General features: G+C 70.0%; 14 protein-coding genes. All 14 read right to left on the reverse strand.

From position 1 onward, the window contains the following. Positions 1-11: 11 nt before the first annotated feature. A complete protein-coding gene (locus AMYBE_RS44150) occupies positions 12-2,477 on the reverse strand; it encodes a CaiB/BaiF CoA-transferase family protein (RefSeq protein WP_020661447.1) in 2,466 nt (821 codons plus the stop codon). A 157-nt stretch (positions 2,478-2,634) separates the two neighbouring features. Next, the gene (locus AMYBE_RS0121470; RefSeq protein WP_020661448.1) at positions 2,635-3,078 is read right to left on the reverse strand and encodes a hypothetical protein; all 444 of its coding nucleotides are present in this window, start codon (positions 3,076-3,078) and stop codon (positions 2,635-2,637) included. A gap of 225 nt (positions 3,079-3,303) precedes the next feature. Then, complete coding sequence (locus tag AMYBE_RS0121475) at positions 3,304-3,495, reverse strand: hypothetical protein (protein ID WP_020661449.1); 192 nt, start codon at positions 3,493-3,495, stop codon at positions 3,304-3,306. Continuing rightward, positions 3,492-4,541: a peptidylprolyl isomerase gene (locus AMYBE_RS0121480; RefSeq protein WP_020661450.1), complete on the reverse strand. Its 1,050-nt coding sequence runs from the start codon at positions 4,539-4,541 to the stop codon at positions 3,492-3,494. The genes AMYBE_RS0121475 and AMYBE_RS0121480 overlap by 4 nt, the downstream gene beginning before the upstream one ends. Next, positions 4,538-6,823 carry an MMPL family transporter gene (locus AMYBE_RS0121485; protein WP_020661451.1) on the reverse strand — a complete coding sequence of 762 codons (2,286 nt, stop codon included), beginning with the start codon at positions 6,821-6,823 and terminating at the stop codon, positions 4,538-4,540. The genes AMYBE_RS0121480 and AMYBE_RS0121485 overlap by 4 nt, the downstream gene beginning before the upstream one ends. Continuing rightward, positions 6,820-8,127 (reverse strand): MlaD family protein, encoded by a 1,308-nt coding sequence (locus AMYBE_RS0121490; RefSeq protein ID WP_020661452.1) that lies wholly within the window; start codon positions 8,125-8,127, stop codon positions 6,820-6,822. Before AMYBE_RS0121490 ends, AMYBE_RS0121485 begins: the two co-directional genes overlap by 4 nt. Next, positions 8,127-9,395, reverse strand: a complete 1,269-nt coding sequence (locus tag AMYBE_RS0121495) for an MlaD family protein (RefSeq protein WP_020661453.1) — start codon at positions 9,393-9,395, stop codon at positions 8,127-8,129. The genes AMYBE_RS0121490 and AMYBE_RS0121495 overlap by 1 nt, the downstream gene beginning before the upstream one ends. Then, positions 9,392-10,693 carry an MlaD family protein gene (locus AMYBE_RS0121500; protein ID WP_020661454.1) on the reverse strand — a complete coding sequence of 434 codons (1,302 nt, stop codon included), beginning with the start codon at positions 10,691-10,693 and terminating at the stop codon, positions 9,392-9,394. Before AMYBE_RS0121500 ends, AMYBE_RS0121495 begins: the two co-directional genes overlap by 4 nt. A 2-nt stretch (positions 10,694-10,695) precedes the next feature. Then, positions 10,696-11,985 (reverse strand): MlaD family protein, encoded by a 1,290-nt coding sequence (locus AMYBE_RS0121505; RefSeq protein ID WP_020661455.1) that lies wholly within the window; start codon positions 11,983-11,985, stop codon positions 10,696-10,698. After that, positions 11,982-13,289, reverse strand: a complete 1,308-nt coding sequence (locus tag AMYBE_RS0121510; protein ID WP_020661456.1) for an MlaD family protein — start codon at positions 13,287-13,289, stop codon at positions 11,982-11,984. The genes AMYBE_RS0121505 and AMYBE_RS0121510 overlap by 4 nt, the downstream gene beginning before the upstream one ends. After that, a complete protein-coding gene (locus tag AMYBE_RS0121515; protein ID WP_027927871.1) occupies positions 13,286-14,524 on the reverse strand; it encodes an MlaD family protein in 1,239 nt (412 codons plus the stop codon). The genes AMYBE_RS0121510 and AMYBE_RS0121515 overlap by 4 nt, the downstream gene beginning before the upstream one ends. Before the next feature lie 2 nt (positions 14,525-14,526). After that, positions 14,527-15,342, reverse strand: coding sequence for an ABC transporter ATP-binding protein (locus AMYBE_RS0121520; RefSeq protein WP_020661458.1), 816 nt, complete (start codon positions 15,340-15,342; stop codon positions 14,527-14,529). A gap of 36 nt (positions 15,343-15,378) precedes the next feature. Then, positions 15,379-16,188, reverse strand: coding sequence for an ABC transporter permease (locus AMYBE_RS0121525; protein ID WP_020661459.1), 810 nt, complete (start codon positions 16,186-16,188; stop codon positions 15,379-15,381). A gap of 13 nt (positions 16,189-16,201) precedes the next feature. Further along, entirely contained in the window at positions 16,202-17,116 is a 915-nt protein-coding gene (locus tag AMYBE_RS0121530; protein WP_020661460.1) for an MlaE family ABC transporter permease, read from the reverse strand. Positions 17,117-17,158: the final 42 nt, after the last annotated feature.

Below are 17,158 nucleotides of genomic sequence, written 5' to 3' on the forward strand. Positions count from 1 at the left end.
GGCCGGAAGGGTCACCGGAGCACACCGGACTTCTCCAGCCGGTCGATCCGCTCGGAGTCGTAGCCGAGCAGGTCCGCCAGCACCTGGTGGTTGTGCTGACCGAATGCCGGAGCCGGGGCCGTCACCGCGCCCGGGGTCTCCGACAGCAGATACCGCGGGCCTTCGACCACCGTGCGACCGAATCGGGGATGCGGAAGCGATATCAGATGGCCGCGGTGGAGCAGCTGCGCGTCCAGGCAGAAGTCCTTGCTGGACGCGGAAACGTGTGCGGGCACGCCGACCTGTTGCAGCGCCGTTTCGACCTCCTCGGCGGTGCGCCGCAGGGTCCACTCCGCGACCGCGCCGTCAAGTTCTCGCGCGCACGCCCGCCGCCCTGAGGCAGTTGCGAGATCCGCACGGTCGAACAGGTCGTGCCGTCCCATCGCGCGCGCCAACGAGCGCCACTCCGAGTCCGAGGTGACCGCGACAGCGACGAACCGGCTCCGCACCGCAGTCGGGTACACGCCGTGCGGGGCGAATTCGCGGTCGGCGTTGCCCAAGCGCTCCACTACGGTGCCGTTGTCGGCGTTGTCGGCGATCTCCGGTGCCTGGAACCAGACCCCCGCCTCCACCTGGGCGACATCGAGGTAGCAGCCGGCACCGGTCCGGGTGCGGTACTCCACCGCGGCGAGCAGCGCGCACAAGGAGAATCGCGGTGCCACATAATCGGTGTACGGGCCGAAGGGCCCGAACATCGGGCGATCCGGCCACCCCGCGATCGCCTGGAATCCCGACAGTGCCGCACCGATGTTGCCGAAGCCGGCAAGTTTCGCGAGCGGACCGGTCTGCCCGTTGAGCGACGTGCTGAGCATGATCAAGTCCGGACGGTCGCGCGCGAGCGTGGCGTAGTCCAATCCCCACCGCGCCATCTGCCCGGGCGAGAACGATTCGACGACGGTGTCGGCCCAGCCGGCCAGGTCGTGCGCCACCGCGCGTCCTTCGCCAGTCTGGAGATCCAGCGTGACCCCGAGTTTCCCGGCGTTCCAGGTCCCGTACAGCGCGGAGCCCTCCCGCGACGGCACGCCGTTGACGAACGGCTGCATGTAGCGCGCTGTCTCGACTTTGGTCGAGGACTCGACTCGCACGACGGTGGCACCGAAGTCCGCCAGTGCTCGCCCGACCATCGGTCCGGCGACCACCCAGCTGAAGTCCAGCACCTTCAGGCCCGCGAGCGGCTGCCTGGCCGGTCGCACGGTGTTCGTGCGCACCGGACCCGCCGGTCGCCACTCGGCGAGTACCTCGCCGGTGTGCTCGCCTTGGCGCGGAGCCGGTCTGCGCAGCGCGAGCCCGGGGGCACCGGTGACCCGGGCAAAGGGGCCGGGCAGGATGCGGCGCCGGTCTCCGTGTCCGGTTTGGACGAAGAAGTTCCGGTCGGCCAGCTGCTTGCTTTCCTGGATGTCGGTGGTGGTGAAGATCGGAACGCACAACAGCTTGTGGCCTACAGCGGCGTCGAGGATCTCGTCCTTGGTCCGGCCGGCGAAGAAGCCCGCGATGAGGGAGCGCAGCTCGCGCGTGTCCTCGTGGGTGAACTCGCCCGCCTCGATCGCTTTGGGGAGCTTGCGGAAATCGAGTGCGGCGAACCGGCCAAGGACTGCGCCTTCGCCCGCCATCCAACGCAGGAGGTTGTTGGTGAAAGCGCCCGCGGCCGCTCCGATGCCCAGGTGGAATTCGACGATCCCGTCCGAGCAGCGCCACTTCTTCAAAGCCGGGTCGGTCGCCGCGCCACTGCCGGACTGGTCGATCCGTCCGGCCGGGAGCGTCGCCCCGGCGTCGGGATCGCGCGGCTGGTCGCCGACCGCGTGCGCCAGCACGTGCCCGAGCGTGGCAGCGCCGAGGCTGGCCTGCACGGACACGTCGACAAGCTGACCACGGCCGGACGAGCCGCGGGCAAGCAGCGCCAGTTGAGCTCCGGCGGCAGCGTCGGCGGCGGCGTGCAACCATGCCTGCGGCAGCGAAATGCGCACCGGCGGACGGTCTCCGTCGCGGTGTTCGTCGAGCGGCCCTCCGGCGGCCCAGAGCGTGAGGTCCGCGGCCGCGTACCCGGATTTGGGTCCGCTGCGACCGAACGGGGTGATCGAGACGTAGACCAGCCGCGGGTTGATCCGCCGCAGGTCGTCGGCGTCCAGGCCGCGCGGCCGCTGGACGGCCGGCCCTTCGTTTTCGACGAGCACGTCGGCCGCGGCCGCGAGCGCGCGGACGAGCTGCTGCCCTGCCGGCGTTTCCGGATCCGCGACCACTCCTCGCTTGTTCGCCGCGTATGCCTCCCACACGTACGAGGTGCTGCCGTCTCCCTCAGGCCGGGGAAGGCGCCCGCGTGCGGTGCTTCCGCTCGGCGGTTCGACCTGGACCACGTCTGCTCCGAGATCCGCGAGGATCCGGCCGGCGAGGAGACCGCGTTCATCGGTCAAGTCCAGGACGCGGACACGGTCGAGGAACATCGTCTTCCTCCAGCAGGGCGAACTCCGACAGCGGGGGCACGGACCGGAGTGTGCGGATCGGTCCGTGTCCCCGTCTTTCCGGCGACTCCGGATACCGGTCGCCGGGCCCGCGGCCGACTTCCGCACACACTACGGACTCGACGGCCGCGGAAACCTCTCATCCCTTGGCGCTGACCAGCGCCGCTTCTTCGTGCTCACCGCTCGGGTGGCAACGCGTGCACGGGCTGAAGCCTTCCTCGACAGCTTCGTCCGCGGTCAGCTCCTCGACGGCGGTCTCGCGCACCGATTCGCATTCCGGGACGTGGTATCGACGCCGCCCCGGCACGACGACCACCAACGCGGGCGTGCGCTCGGCTTCGCCAACGTCCTCAACGTCCTCAACGTCCTCGGAGCCCTCCGCCTCGGCGACGTCTGCCTCGTCTTCATCCGGCTCGGCGGCGTTCTTCCGCTTCGCCCGGCGCCGCCGAATCGCGGTGGCGGCCAGGATCGCGGCGCCGAGCACGCTCAGGCCGAAGGACACTTCGACCAGCACCATCCGGTCCGTCAGGTAGCCCGTCACCAGGCTCGCGAGGGACAGGACGGCCAGTACCAGGACGATCATCTGCTTCTCCTTCCGACTTCGGTTCGCGGCGCCGACGGGACCTCGCGGGGGCCCGCAACGTGTCGAAGCGCTGGGGTTTCGGGCTGACGAACACCAGTACGTCGATCACGACGCTGGGGATCAGGATCACCAGCATCACGGTGAGCACCACCGCCGTCGGCCAGTCGCTTCCGGTTCCGGTAGCGACGATCGCGACCGCCACGACCAGCAGGCTCACCGATCCCCTCACAGCATCCGGACGATCGCGCCGACCACGAAGAGCGCGGCGATGGCGTAGCACGTGTGGCAGCCGCGTCTCAGCACGTCGCGGCGGTGGAAGTGTTCGCCCTGGCTGCTCAGGACGTCGAGGTTGACCGAACCCACGGCACCCACCGCGGCGAGGACAACGGCTCCGACCAGCAGCAGCACGACGGTCATGGCCGCACCGCCGCGTCCGGGGTGTCCGGGTTCGCCGGCAGGTACTTGTCCGCGTATGCGATCTTGTCCGCTTTCATCTGGCCGCCGAGCCAGTCGTTCCAGACCTTGAGCCGGCGTTCGTCCAGCAGCGTGGTTTTCAGCTGGTCCTTGGCTTCGGCCAGGGAAAGCTGTTTTTGCGGCTGGATACCCAGCACCTGGCCGACGTTCCACCCGTTCTCGGTCTGGACCGGGCCGAACACGCTGCCGGAGGGAGCGGCGAACGCGGCTTTCGCATAAGCCTGCTGGAGCTGGTTCGCGGACAACGTGCCGAGGTCCCCGCCTGCCGACTTCGTCTTGCCGTCCAGGGAGACGGCACCCGCGAGCTGAGCGAAGTCCTTCCCGGACTTCAGCTGCTGGGCGGCGTCCACCGCCTCCGCCTCGGTCGCCACGACGATGTTGCGCAGGTGCCGCGCCTCCGGTCGGACCAGCTGGGCCTTGCGCGCGGTGTACGCCTGGGCGACCTCGACATCGGTCGGCGCGGCGACACGGTCGGTCACCTGTTCATACAGCTGCTGGTTGGCCAGCTGGCGTTTCACCTCGGCGAGGACGTCCGGCTCGGAGACCCCGTTTTGTCCCAGCTTCTGGACAAAAGCGTCCCGGCCGAGCGGGAAGTCCTCTTGGATGATCTTCGTCAGCTGGTCGCTCGCCGTCTTGTCCGCGATGACGATGCCTTTCTGCGCCGCCGCGTTGTCCAGCGTCATCGACACCGCCACAGCCTTGGCGCTGGCGCGGGCGAATTCGTCGGCCTTGCTGCCGTCCGGGGGCGCCTGCACCCCGTAGAGCGCCGAAAGCAGATGGACCCGTTGCTGGTACTCCTGCTGCGAGACCACCTTGCCGGCCACCCGCAGCACGGCCCCGTCAGGCAAAGCGGTAATCCGGTCGACGACTAGCTGAGCCGCCGAGCAGGCCAGCGCGACCGCCACCAGCGCCGCGCTGAACACCTGGGCCTTCGGATGCGCGGGCACCAGACTGGGCCGGATCTTCAACCGGGGGAACGGGATCTTCATGCGGTCACCTCCGCGGGTTCGCGCGGTCGGGGGCTGGGACGGACCCGCGGGTGCGGGCTCGGAGCGGAAAGTTCGCGCGGTTTCGGCGGGACAGCGGTCACCACTGCGACCGCGGCCAGCAACGAGAACGCGGTCGTCGTCGCCAGCAGCAACCCGAACTGCCGCAGCAGGGCGATCTGGGATGCGAGCAGCACCAGATAGCCGAGTGCCGCGAGCAAAGCCGTGATGCCGACCGCACGCCGGAGCCACGGACGCCGCTCGCGCCACGCGTCCGCGAGGACCACAGTGAATTCGCAGGCTGTGACCGTGGCGAGGGAGCCCAGCGCCACCGTCAGCGGATTGAGCGCGCCGCCGGCCATCCACAACGCGGCCAGGCCCCAGCCGGTCGACAGCACCGCAGCGAGGGCCGCGCGGCCGGCGTCGGCTCGGCGGCGCAAGCCGATGAGCAGGATCAGGCCGGTCGCGACGACCCCGGCGAGGTTCGCGAGGTAGCGGTCGGCGGACACCAGCTCGTAGCCGCGCACCGCGGCCAGCGGCAGCCCGGCGGGCTCGATGCGCAGCCCCGGCGGCGCCGGAGGCAGGTCTGTCTTGAGCGCATCGACGAGCTTTGCTTGCTGGGCGACGTCGTCGAGCTTCGAACCGAAGATCAGCACGGATTCCTGTCCGTCCGGCCGGATCACCGCGGAGGTCAGGTACTGCGGGAGGATCTGCAGCGCGGCCTTGATCTGGTCGGCGGTCGGCTGCTTTCCGAGGAAAGCCAGCAGGTCCGGCAGCGTCAGCACCGGGCGGACCTGGTCGCCGTGCGCGGTGATCAGCTTCCGCTGGACCTGGCCGAGCCAGGCCAGTCCGGCGGGCGTGCGCACGTCGCCGTGCACGACGAACCCGATCTCGCTCGACGAGCCGAGCAGGGCCTCCACGTGTTGCGCGTCGTCAATCGCCGGCAGGCCCTGCGCGAGTTTCTCCGGCTGCGCCTCGACCGTCATGCTCGGCAGCGCCACCAGCCCGAGACCCGCCACGGCGGCCCCGGCGACGAGGGCGGCGACGCGGTACCGGCGCGGCATCGACGGCGGGCGCCACCGTGACGGCGGCTGCACGACGCTCAGTTTCGGGTGCATCGCCAATGCGAGCAGCAGGGTCAGGACGATTCCGGCGGACAGCGCGATGCCGAGCTGTGACACGAACGGCAGCGGGGACAACGACAGAGCCGCGGCCGCCGCGGCGCTGGACAGCCCGGTGACGACGATCCGGCGGCGGTCCGCGGGCCGCTGGGCCAGGTACAGCGGGTAGCCGCAGCCGAGACCGAGCAGAATCGGAAGGAACGCCAGCACGCCGAGGGACATCGGCCGGTCCAGCCAGCCGAAGGCGGAGAGCACGGCCGCGGTGCCGGTCAGCGCCACCGCCAGCGGCCACAGGCGCTTCAGCCGTCCGCCGAGCCAGCGCACCCAGCCAAGGCACAACGCGCAGACGGCGATCGCGAGCCCGGCCAGCAGCGGCAGCTCCCCTCGGACGCCCTCGGCGAGGCTCGCGGTCAGCACCGGCGCGCCGGTGATGGTTTGTTTCCGGCTGTCCAGCCCCGCTGCGTCGACTGCGCCGCGTACGGCCGAAACGAGCCGCTGGGTGCCCTCCTGGTCGAGTCCTTCGCGCGGCCGGACCAACACGGCGACCGCGGAGGAGTTCGGAACGACGAACTGCCACTGCGGCCGCGGATTCTGCTGGTCGTCGAACACGACGTTGTTGACGAACTGCGGATTGCGCAGCGTCGGCAGGCCCGCAGGCAGCCCTTGCACCAGCAGGGTGCCGTAGCGAAGGTCGAAGTCGCGCACCGCGGACTGGCCCGCCTCGGTCACCGCGCTGTCGCTCTTGCCAGCCGCTTTCGCGTTCTGCTCCGCCTCGTTGCGGAGCGCGTCGCGGCGACCGGCGATCTGGGCGAGGAGGTTCTGTGCCGAGGCCGCGATCTGGTTCAGCACCGACGCGGGTCCATACACCGACGCGACATCGGGCAGCTTCGCCAGTTTTCCTTCCAGTTCCAGCAGCTTGGGCAGCTGAGCCGGGTCGGTGAGCAGCTTGGTGGGCAGCTTCGACTCGACCACGGCGACGATCGGATCGCCGCCGAACGCCCGCGCCTTGTCCTGGATCGCCGTGACCGCCGGGTCGTCGGCGGGCAGGAACGATTCGGTGCTGGTGTCGAGCCGCACGCGCAGCAGGCCGGCGGCCACCGCTGCCACGGCGACGGCGATGAGGGCGGACGCGCCGAGCTGCCGGCGGCTGGGGAGTCGCGTCATTGCGGATCCCTTTCGACGTGGGGGTACGGCCCCGCGTAGATCGTCGGGTTGCCGGACATCCCGGGCAGCGGGTACGGGTTGCTCTTGATCAGCGGGCCGACGTCGGCGGGCAATGGCAGCCCGGTCTTGAGGATCTGACTGGTGATGTTCACCGCGGCCAGCCGCAACACGGTCAAGCCGTCCTCGGCCTTGTACGCCCAGACCGAGTTGAAGCCCGCGAAGAACGCGGCGATGTCCTTTCCGAACGGCTGGAGGTAGCGCAGCATCGGGTTGACGTCACGCAGCGTCTCTCCCAGCGTCGGCGCCAGCGTCCGCAGGTCCTGGCCCGCCACGGGGATCCGCTGCAGCGTCGCCGGGGAACGGTCCAGCGTCGTGCCCAGCGACGGCAGCAGCGTCCGAAGGTCCTTTGTGGACTGCGGAAGCTGGTCCAGCGCCGTGTTCAGCGCGGGCGCGGCCGACTTCAGATCCGCGGCGACCGGGGCGAGCGAGCCAGACAGCGCGGTGAATTTGTCGGCCGCGGTCTTGGTGCTGCCGACCACGCCCGGCAGCTGCCGCAGCGCTGCCTCGACCGCCTGCCGCTGGCCGGCGGTCGCGGTCGTGAGCCGGTTGGCTGCGGAGACGAGGTCGGCGATCTGCCCCTGGCCGGTGTCCAGCGCGTTGAGCAGCGTCGTCGATTGCGCCATCAGGGCCTGCAGGTCGGCCGACTGGGCCGATAGCGCGTCCAGTGCCGTGTGGCCGTCGCGGCCGAGCTTGGCCAGGCCGGTCATGGCGCGGCCGACGTCCTCGGCGCTGCCGTTCGTGGCCTGGCCCAGCGACCGCAGGGTCGAGCCCAGTGCGTCGCGCGTCGGCTGGTCGAGACTGGCGAGGACGTCGTGCAGTTGCACGCTCGGCTTCACTGCGGAGTCGGGCAGCGCGGTGCCGCTGGGCAAAGCCGGCCCGGAGCCGTCGACCAGCTTCACGTACGACTGCCCGGCCAGGGATTTTTCGCTGACCTGCACGGTGACGCCCTGATGCAGCGGCACCGCGCCCGCGTCCAGGTCGAGATCGAGCCGGATCTTGCCCGCTTCGCGGTCGAGCCCTGCGACTTTGCCGCAGTTCAGACCCGCGAGCTGCACGTCGGAAAAGGACACCAGGTTGTCCACGTCGGCGACCCGGACGGACACCCGGTAGGCGGCGGACTTGCCCAGCAACGGGACGTTCGCTCCCGCTTGGGCGAGGAGAAAACCGAGGAACACGACGCAGGCCAGGACGAACGCGAGCACCAGGCTCAGCCGCAGCACTGCGGGGCGGGACCGGAGGTTCATCAGTTGCCCCCTCGCTCGGGCCGGTTCTTCGCCCAGTCCGGCACCTGGTCCGGCACGTAGCCGGTGCCGAGGGTGTCCACCTGCACGCCGAAGTTGCCGCGCGGGAACGTACCGCTCTTGTCACGGACGGAGAACACGGAGTTGGTGTTGTAGACGAAGCCTTGGATGCCGCCGTCGAGCGCGGCGACGATCTTGCGGGTCATGTCGTCGAGCCGGGCGGTCGTCGGCTTCAGCGCGTCCATGGCGCCGTTCAGGTCCGCGGCCAACGGCCGCAGGTCCGCGACGACAGGCCGTGCCTGGTTGACGATCGGCCGTGCGGCCTGGACGGTCTGGCCGAGCTGGTCGACAGTGTCCGAGACGCGTTGCAGGGCGGGCGGGAGGTCGCCGGAGGCGGCCGAGAGGTTGTCCAGTGTCGGGTTCAGCTGGGTGGTCAGGGTGGCGACCCCGTTCATCGCCGCCTTCAGGTCGCCGGCGAACCCGGGCAGCTCGGCCAGGGACTTGCTGAGGTCGTCCTGTCGTCCGGACAAGGCGGTCAGCGTCTGCTGCGTCGAGTCGACGAGCTGGGCCAGCCGCGTGTCGTTGCCGCCGACCGAGGTGGCGATCCGGCTGAAGGCGGTGACCAGCTGCTTGATCGTGTCCTGGCGAGTGCGCAGCGCGTCGACCACCGGCTTGAGCTTCAGCAGCGTCCCGTCGGTCGCGCGCAGTCCTCCGGGCAACGTCTGCGGTGCGTTCGCCAGCGCGACGTCCGACTCCGACAGCAGCGTCGTCAGCGCGTTGCGGCTGCGGTCGTCGAGATGGTCGAACACCTCGTCCGGCTGCACCGGCCGCTTGGTCTGCGCGAGCGGGACGACCCCGTCCGCGGGCAGCGGCTTGCCCGGCGGACCGCCGGGGTTCACCTCGACGTACATCTCGTTCAGCGGGTTCTTGGGCCGCAGGACGAGCTGGGCGTTGTCGTAGACGACGTGTCCGGGGTCGATGGCCATCCGGACCCGGGCGTGCCCGTCAGCGGTCACGTCGGCGCCGGTGATCTCCCCGACCCGGACGCCGGCGATCCGGACCTCCTGGTTGTTGCCGGGGCTGATCGCCGGGGCCTGGTCGAAGTCGGCGGCGAACGTGTAGCGGTCCGCCCACGGCGCGTGGATGTTCAAGTGGGACAGGATGATCGCGCCGGACACGATGCCGAGTGCGATGACGAGAGTCGTCGCGAGGACGTCTCGGCCGAGGCCGGGGACAGTGCGGATCCGCTGCCAAGTCTTGCGGGGGTTCACTTCGGCGCACCTCCCAGCTCGCCGAGAGCTGCCGCCAGGTCGTCGAGGCCGCCGGGCAGACCCCATACCGAACCGGGCCCGAAGCCGGCCTGGATGCCGAGCGTGGTGCCGTTCGCGTTGGTGCGCATACCGTCCATGTCGAGGTTGGTGATCATGTGCGCGACCTCCTGGCCGAGCGTGTATCCGTCGTTGCCGCCGCCGCGGTAGGGGCCGGTGCCGACCCACTTTTCGTTGAGCTTGTCGACGACCGGCCCCTTGAGCCGCTGCAGCGGGGCGCCGCTGACGTCGTCGAGCACGGCCGTCGTCTGCCGGCTGGTCGGCACGAGCTGGTCGACGAGCGGCCGGGCGTCGTGCAGCAGCGGGCGAAGGTCGGCCAGCAGGGGGCGGGCTTGGGCGAGGACCGGATCGAGCTTGGCGAGCAACGGCCCCGCTTCGCGGATCGCGGGGCGCAGTTTCGGTGCCGTCGCGGTGAGCCGGTCGAGACTGCCTCCGAGAGCGGTAAGGCCGGACCGCACGGAGGCGAGGGTCGACGGCAGATCGTGGATGGTGCGGGCGAGCGGGTCGCTCTGTTTGGCCAGCACTGCCGCCGTGGTGTCCGCCCCGTCCACAATGGACGCCAACTGGCCGTCGTTGCGCGTGAGGTCGTTCGCGACGGTGTCGACGTCGCCGACGAGGTTGGCCAGATCGGTGTTGGGGCGGGTGCCGAGCGCCGCGGTGAGCACGTCTCCGGCCGGGGCCAGCGTGCCTGGCGCGTCCCGGACCAGGTCCCGGATCGCGTCCTTGCCGCCGGCGGCAAGGGTCTGGTCGAGTTCTCCGACGCTGCCGCGGATGCCCTGCTGCGCGCGGGGCTGGACGGCCGACAGGACTTCGTCCAGCTCGACCGGGGTCGAGGTGCGCTGGACCGGGATGCTCCCGCCGGAAAACGTGCCGTGCGCACCGCCGGGGATGAGCTCCACGAAGTAGCGACCGCCGAGGATCGTGGTCGGCCGCACGGCCGCGCTCGGCTCGGTGCCGAGCTTGTCCAGCGTGCCTGAGTCGACCTTGACGGTGACGGTGACCGAGCCGGGTGCCGACCGGTCGATGCCGGAGACCGTGCCGACCGGCACGCCCGCGACCTTGACTTCGCTGTCGTCGGCCTTGAGCTTGTAATCGCGGCTGAACTGGACGGCGATCTCGTCGCCGGGCCGCAGTGCGGTGACGATCGACTGCTTGCCGAAGAGCAGCGCGACGGCGAGCACGAGCAGGACGACGAAGGCGAACCCTTGCCAGACGAGCGGGACCTTCTTCAGCCGGTGCATAGTCAGTTCCTCCCGCCGAGCAAACCCGGGCCCTGCGCCCGATCCTGCGTGTCCTGTCCGGGGGCCGGGTACGGGTTGCGCGCCACCGGCGTCATTGCGTTGAGCGGCGTGACCCCAGCAGTCGCGCCGGCGAGCCCGGGGAGCACCAGTTCAACGCGCATGTAGTGGCGGTCGCCCGCGTGCCCGGCGAAGACCAGCCCGCCGTGGTAGGCGAAGTCACCGATTTCCGGGGCGTAGGGCGCGAGCGTCTGCAGCAGAGAAGTCAGCGCGGGCAGGCCGTCGCCCAGCCGCGCTGCGAGCGGGCGGAGGTCCGCGAAGGTCTGGGTGAGGCTGTCGACCGCCGGGGTGGCCTGGTTCGCGAAGCCTGGGATCTTCTGCAGCTGGGCTGGCGCTTCCTGGAGCACGCCTCGCAGATCGGGGGTCGCGTCGCCGAGAGACTTCGCACCGGTCCGCAGGTCGGTGACGGCAGCGCGCGCGTCGGCCAGCGGCTGCGTGAGCGCGGCGGCCGCGGCGGTGCCGTGCCGCAGCAGGTCGGGCGCAGCCTTCAGCGTGTCGGCCAGCGGCTTGCCGTCGTCGACGTGGACTGCCTGCAGCGTCTGGTCGAGCTGCACGACGAGCGACTCGAGGTCCTTCTGTCGGCCTTCGAAACGTCCGGCCAGCCGGTCCGTGCTGGCCAGCAGCGCGGGCAAGTCGGCTTCGCGGGAGGCGATCGCCGACGCCACGGCGCCCGTGTCGCCGAGGATGCCGGGCAAGGAGCCGAGCAGGTCGTGCAGGTCCTGGCTGTGCCCGGCCATGCCGGTGCCGAGTTGCCGCACCGCGCTCGTGGCGGCATCGCGAGTGGGCTGGTCGAGCACGTCGAACAGCCGCGCGATGTCGGCCGAGCCCTCGGTCGCCGCCGCGGGGATGACGCCGTCGCCCAGCGGCGGCGCGGTCGCGTCGCCGGGCAGGAGCTCGACGAATTTCTGGCTCAGCGCCGACTGGTCCCAGATGGCCGCGCGGGCGTTGCGGTACACCGGCTGGTGGCCGTCGAGCTCCATGGTCACCTGAGGCCGGCCGCCGACCAGGTCGACTGAAGCGACCCGGCCGATCCGCACCGAGTTGCGGCGCACGTCCGCGCCCGCGGTGAGGCTGCCGACGTCATCGAACGCCGCTTTCACCTCGGTCCGGGCGGAGCCGGGCAGTCCTTGGTCCGCGGTCAGCGACACGTAGGTCACGACGCCGGCCAGAACGAGGATGACGAGGCCGAGGTAGAACGACCGGCCTTGGGCGCGGGAGACGCGAGCCACGGTCATCGCCCCCCGCCGAGCAGCTGTCCGATCAACGACTTCTCCTGGTCGGCGGTGAGCCCGGTGGCGTTGCCCGGGTCGGGCACCGCCGGAACCGGATTGGCTTGCGGTTTCGGGGCGCTCTTGCCGCTGCCGGGCGAGCCGAGCACCTCCGCCTGCACGGTCTGCAGCAACGGCTTCGGAGTGGCGACGAGCATGCCGCGGAAGTAGTGCGCCACCGAGTCGTAGCCAGTGCAGGCAAGACCCCAACCGGTGATCGTCGCGAGCAGCCCGTCCATGTTGTCCGCGAGCTCGCGGCCGAGCGGGATCGAGGCGACCGACGCGGTACGCAGGTCAGCCAGCTGCGGACGGAGTGCCTTCACCAGCGGCGCGGCCTGGTCCAACAGCGCTTTTGCGTGGTCGAGGACCGGGCGCGCTGCGGCCAGCGCGGGATCGGCGGTGTCGGCGAAGGTTTTCAGCTCTTGGCTGATCTTCGCCAGGTTGTCCGTGGTCGGGCGCACGTCCGCGAGCATCGGGGTCGCCTGCTGGGCGACGCCGGCCAGCTGCTGGACGGCTCGGCGGGCGTTGGCCAGGAACCCGGGCAGCTCGGTCAGCGTGTTCTGGAGCGCTTCGCGATTGGAGGAGATCGTGGCGAGGGTGCGGCTGAACGACTCCACGAGCTGGTCGAGGTTGTTCCCGCTGTTCGCGGCGAGCGCCCCGGCCACCGGCTGCACCCGGTCGAGCAGTTCGGTGAGGACTCCGTTCTGCTCCTGGAGGATCCTGCTCAGCTCGCCGGTCTGCGTCATCGCGGGTTCGAGCGCCTTCAGCGCCGCGGCGACATCGCCGGAGCGGCCAGCGGAGCCTTCGCCGAGTGTGGTGACCAAGGCCGCGAGCGCGGTCGACGTCGGATCGTCGAGAGAGTTGAGGATCTGGTCCAGGTCCACCGACGCGCTGGTGTGGTCGACGGCGATCGGTTGCCCCGCAGGCAATTCCGGTGCCGCCGCGGTGCCCGGGTCGAGCTCGACGTAGCGTTCGCCCAGCAGGCTGACCGGCCGTACCGTCGCGTGCGCGTCCTGGTGCAGCGGCAGCACGCCCCGGTCCACCGACATCTCGACGCGGGCCTGCCCGTGGTCGAGGCCGATGCCGGTGATGGTGCCGATCCGCATCCCGCGGAGGTTCACCGTGTTGCCGGGGATCAGCGGCGAGGCGTCGGCGAACATCGCGACCACGGTCGCCTTGCCGTCGTCCTTTTTCGCCTGCCAGACCACAGTTCCGGCGACTGCCACGGCGGCCACGACGACGGTCGTGACGGCGATGCGCAGCTTCTTCATCGCATGCCCTCCCCGTTCGCGTCGGACCACGGCTGTCCGCCCGCTTCCCCGGGCACCGGGGCGATCTGCCGGGTGAACCCGGGCAGGCTGTGCACCGGAAGCCCGTTCACGCTCGTCGGCGACGCGACCACCAGCCCGTTGATGTAGTGGCCGGTGGAGTCGTAGTCCGCGAACACCGAGCCCCAGTTGGCGAGGAAGCCGGCCAGCTCCGGTGTGTAGGGCCGCAGGTAGCGCAGGGTCGGCGCGAGGCCCTGCACCGCGGTGTTGAGCCCGGGTGCGGTGTTGTGCACGCTGTCCAGCAGACCTGGGGTGTAGTTCAGCAGAGTGCTGGCCGCGTCGAGCGTCGGGCGCAGATCGGCGATCGTGGGTCGCAGGTCCTGCAGCAGCGGGCCGAGATTCCCGGCGACCGACGGCAGCTTGTCCGCTGCCGGGCGCAGATCGTCGAGGAGCGGTTTCGCCGCGTCCGCGGCCCCGGGCATCTTGTCCAGGCCCGCCTTGGCGTCCTGCAGGGTGGCCGGCAACGCGCTGAGCGCGTTCGCGAGATCCTCCTGCTGACCCGCGGCCCGGCCGGCGAGGACGGCGAGATTGCCGACCGTGTTGCGGAGCTTGTCCTGCCGCTGCGCGAGCACCTTGGTCAGGTCGCTGAGCTTCCCGACGAGTTCGTGGATCGCCGGGCCGTCGTGGCCGATCGCGCCGAGCACCTGGCCGAGCGCCTGCACGGTCGGACCGGCGGTCTTGATCGTCGCGTTCAGGTCGGGTTCCCGGCCCTTCAGCGTCTGGTCCAGCTGCTTCACCACACTGTCCACGTGGGACCTGGTCTGCGGGTCGAGGACCTCCAGCACGTCCTCGACGTTGACCTGCGGCCGGGCTTCGACCAGGCCTCCGTCCGGCACCGCCGGATTGGCGGCAGGACCTGGCTTCACCTCGATGTTGCGCTCCCCCAGCACCGACCGGGTCTCGACCCAGGCGGTGGTTCCGGTGTGCAGCGGGGCGTGTGCCGCGTCGATCGACACCGTGATGACGGCCTGGTTGTCCTTGGCCTCGATCGACTGGATCTGGCCGACGTCAGTCCCGTTGGCCCGCACCGGCGCGCCGCCGACCAGACCCGCGGCGGACGGCATGACGAGCCGCACGCGGTAGCCGCCGGTGTCGCGCGACCACCACGAGTACGCGGTCAGCGCCGCGGCCGCGATGACCACCACCGCGCCCAGCACGAACAGTCTCCTGCGCAGCATCGTCAGTCCATCCCCAACGGCCCGGCCGAGTCCCCGGCGAGGAACTGGCGCACGAACGGATCGTCGGAGGCGAACGCCTCTTCGGTCGGCCCGTAGTGGATCAGCCGGCCCTTCCAGATCAACCCGACGTAGTCGCTGACCTTGCGCGCCGTGCGGATGTCGTGAGTGACCAGCACGTAGGTGCCGCCGTGCTCGGCGTGCATCTGCAGGATGAGGTCGTTGAGCAGGCTGGTGCGCACCGGGTCAAGGCCGGAGTCGGGCTCGTCGAACAAGACGACCTCGGGATTCATCACCAGCGCCCGCGCGAACCCGGCGCGCTTGCGCATGCCCCCGGAGACCGAACCGGGTTCCTTGTTCTTCGCCGCCTCGAGCCCGACTTCCCGCAGCCGGCTCATGACGATCTCGGTGATCTCCGCTTCGGACAGATCCGTGTGCTTGCGCAAGGGGAAAGCGACGTTGTCGAAAACGTCCATCGATCCGAAAAGCGCACCGTCCTGGAACAGGACGCCGAACCGCTTGCGCAGCTCGTAGCGATGATCCTCGCCCGCCTTCCAGATGTCGTCCCCGAAGACCCGCACTTCACCGGAATCCGGCTCCAGCAGCCCGACGATGTGTTTGAGCAGAACGCTTTTCCCGGTGCCGGACGGGCCGAGCACCGTGGTGATCGCATTGTCGGCGAAGCTGAGGTTCAACCCGCGCAGGATGTCGAACGAGCCGAACGACTTGTACACGTTGCGGATCTCGACGGTCGCGGCGCCGGCCGGGGCGGCCGTGCGCGGCGGCTGAGTGAGCGCGGCATCGTTGACGGGGGCGGGCATGGGACCTCCGGAGCGGGCGGACATCGGACAGCAACCTCAGTTTCCGATGGGGGCGTTGGGAAATCCGCCCCAGAACAATTGCTGGCAGAACATCCCGACCACGCTGATCAGGACCATGTTGACGAGCATCGACTTCGCGGTGTTCATGCCGACCCCGACCGGGCCGCCGCGGGCGTTGAACCCGTAGTAGCAGGCCACCAGTACGATCAGCGTTCCCGCGACCATGGTCCACAGCAACGAGAAGAGGATGTCGAGCGGACTCTGGAAAGCCCAGAGGACCGCGGAAAAACCGCCTTCGGACACGGTGCCGAGGACTGGGACGAGCATCAGGTAGGAAGCAACGTACATCAGCCCGAGGCCGACCAGATAGAGAAACGGCATGGCGATCCAAGCGGCGAGCACCCGGGTCCCGACCAGGTACGGCTTCGGCCGGATGCCCATGACCTGCAGGGCGTCGATCTCCTCGGTGATCCGCATCGAGCCCAGTTCGGCCACGATTCCGCAGCCGACCTTGGCAGCGAGGATCCAGCCCCACATCTCGGGCGCGCAGGTGCGCAGCCCGCCGAGCGCGGGGAACACCGCCACCAGGCCCTGCGCGCCGAACTGACGGCTGATGTAGTGGCCTTCGACGGCGAACACGCCGCCGATGACGAACTCCATCCCCCAGATCACCAGGCCGCTGGACAGCACGAGAATTCCGGCCTGGCGCAACACTTCCGAGGCGTAAAGCCGGGTTTTGCCGACGCTGCGGACCGCTCCGGCGGAGAAACGGACCACGTCCGCGGTGTTCTCCAGGAACTGGCCGACCCGGCCGAGCGGTGCGCGACGGTTCGCCACACTGGTCATCGGACGCCCTTTCTCAGCGGACCGTTTGCATTTCGGGGTTCAGGCCGAGCATGATCGAACTGAACGCGAAGTCGATCAGCCAGATGACGACGAACGAGATCACAACGGCCTGGTTCACCGCCCGCCCGACGCCGATCGCGCCGCCTTGGGCGGTGAAACCCTTGTAGGAACAGACCACTCCGATGACGAGACCGAAGACAGCGCTCTTGGCGAAAGAGCCCCAGACCTCGATCGGCGTCAGGTTCGCATACAGCGTCGAGAAATACTCTCCGCCGGAGACCCCGCCGAACACGATGATTCCGAACAGCCCGGAGAGAACCGCGATCATGATCGCCACCAGGTTCAGCAGCGCGGTCATGAAGACAGCCGAGACGACGCGCGGCAGCACGAGTTCCCGTACCGGGTCCATGCCCAGGACGCGCAACGCGTCCAGTTCTTCGCGGACCCGGCGGGCGCCGAGATCCGCGGCCAGCGCGGCGCCGATGATGCCGGCCACCACCATGGAATTGATCCACGGCGAGAACTCGCGGACGCTGGCGATGAAGAAATACTGGCCGTAGCGGTTGTTCGCACCGATCAGCGTGGTGAAGTTGATCCCGAGAATCGCGACCATCACGCCGAAGGTGAACACCGCGAGGATCATCGGGAACCAACACAGCTTGAGCAGCGTGTACATCTCGTCGCGCACCGCGCGCCAGTAGCCGACCGGGTGCCGCACCGCGCTCCACACGACTTTGCCCAGCAACTGGGCCATCGCGCCCGCTTGCTCCAGAGGACCGAAGACCGGGGCGGGCAGTTTCGCCGCCACCGGCGGCTTTTCGAAGGTCGGCGGCGGGCCGGAAGGCAGGTCCGCGAGCACCGCCGCCGATCCCAGACCGCTGATCGCGTGGTCTCCGGCACCGGGCACTCGGCCGTCGGAGTTCGCCATTGTCGTCTCCTGGTTTTCGCCGGCAGCGTCGCCGGCTTGTCG

The sequence above is a fragment of the Amycolatopsis benzoatilytica AK 16/65 genome (assembly GCF_000383915.1).
Classification (GTDB): Bacteria; Actinomycetota; Actinomycetes; order Mycobacteriales; family Pseudonocardiaceae; genus Amycolatopsis; species Amycolatopsis benzoatilytica.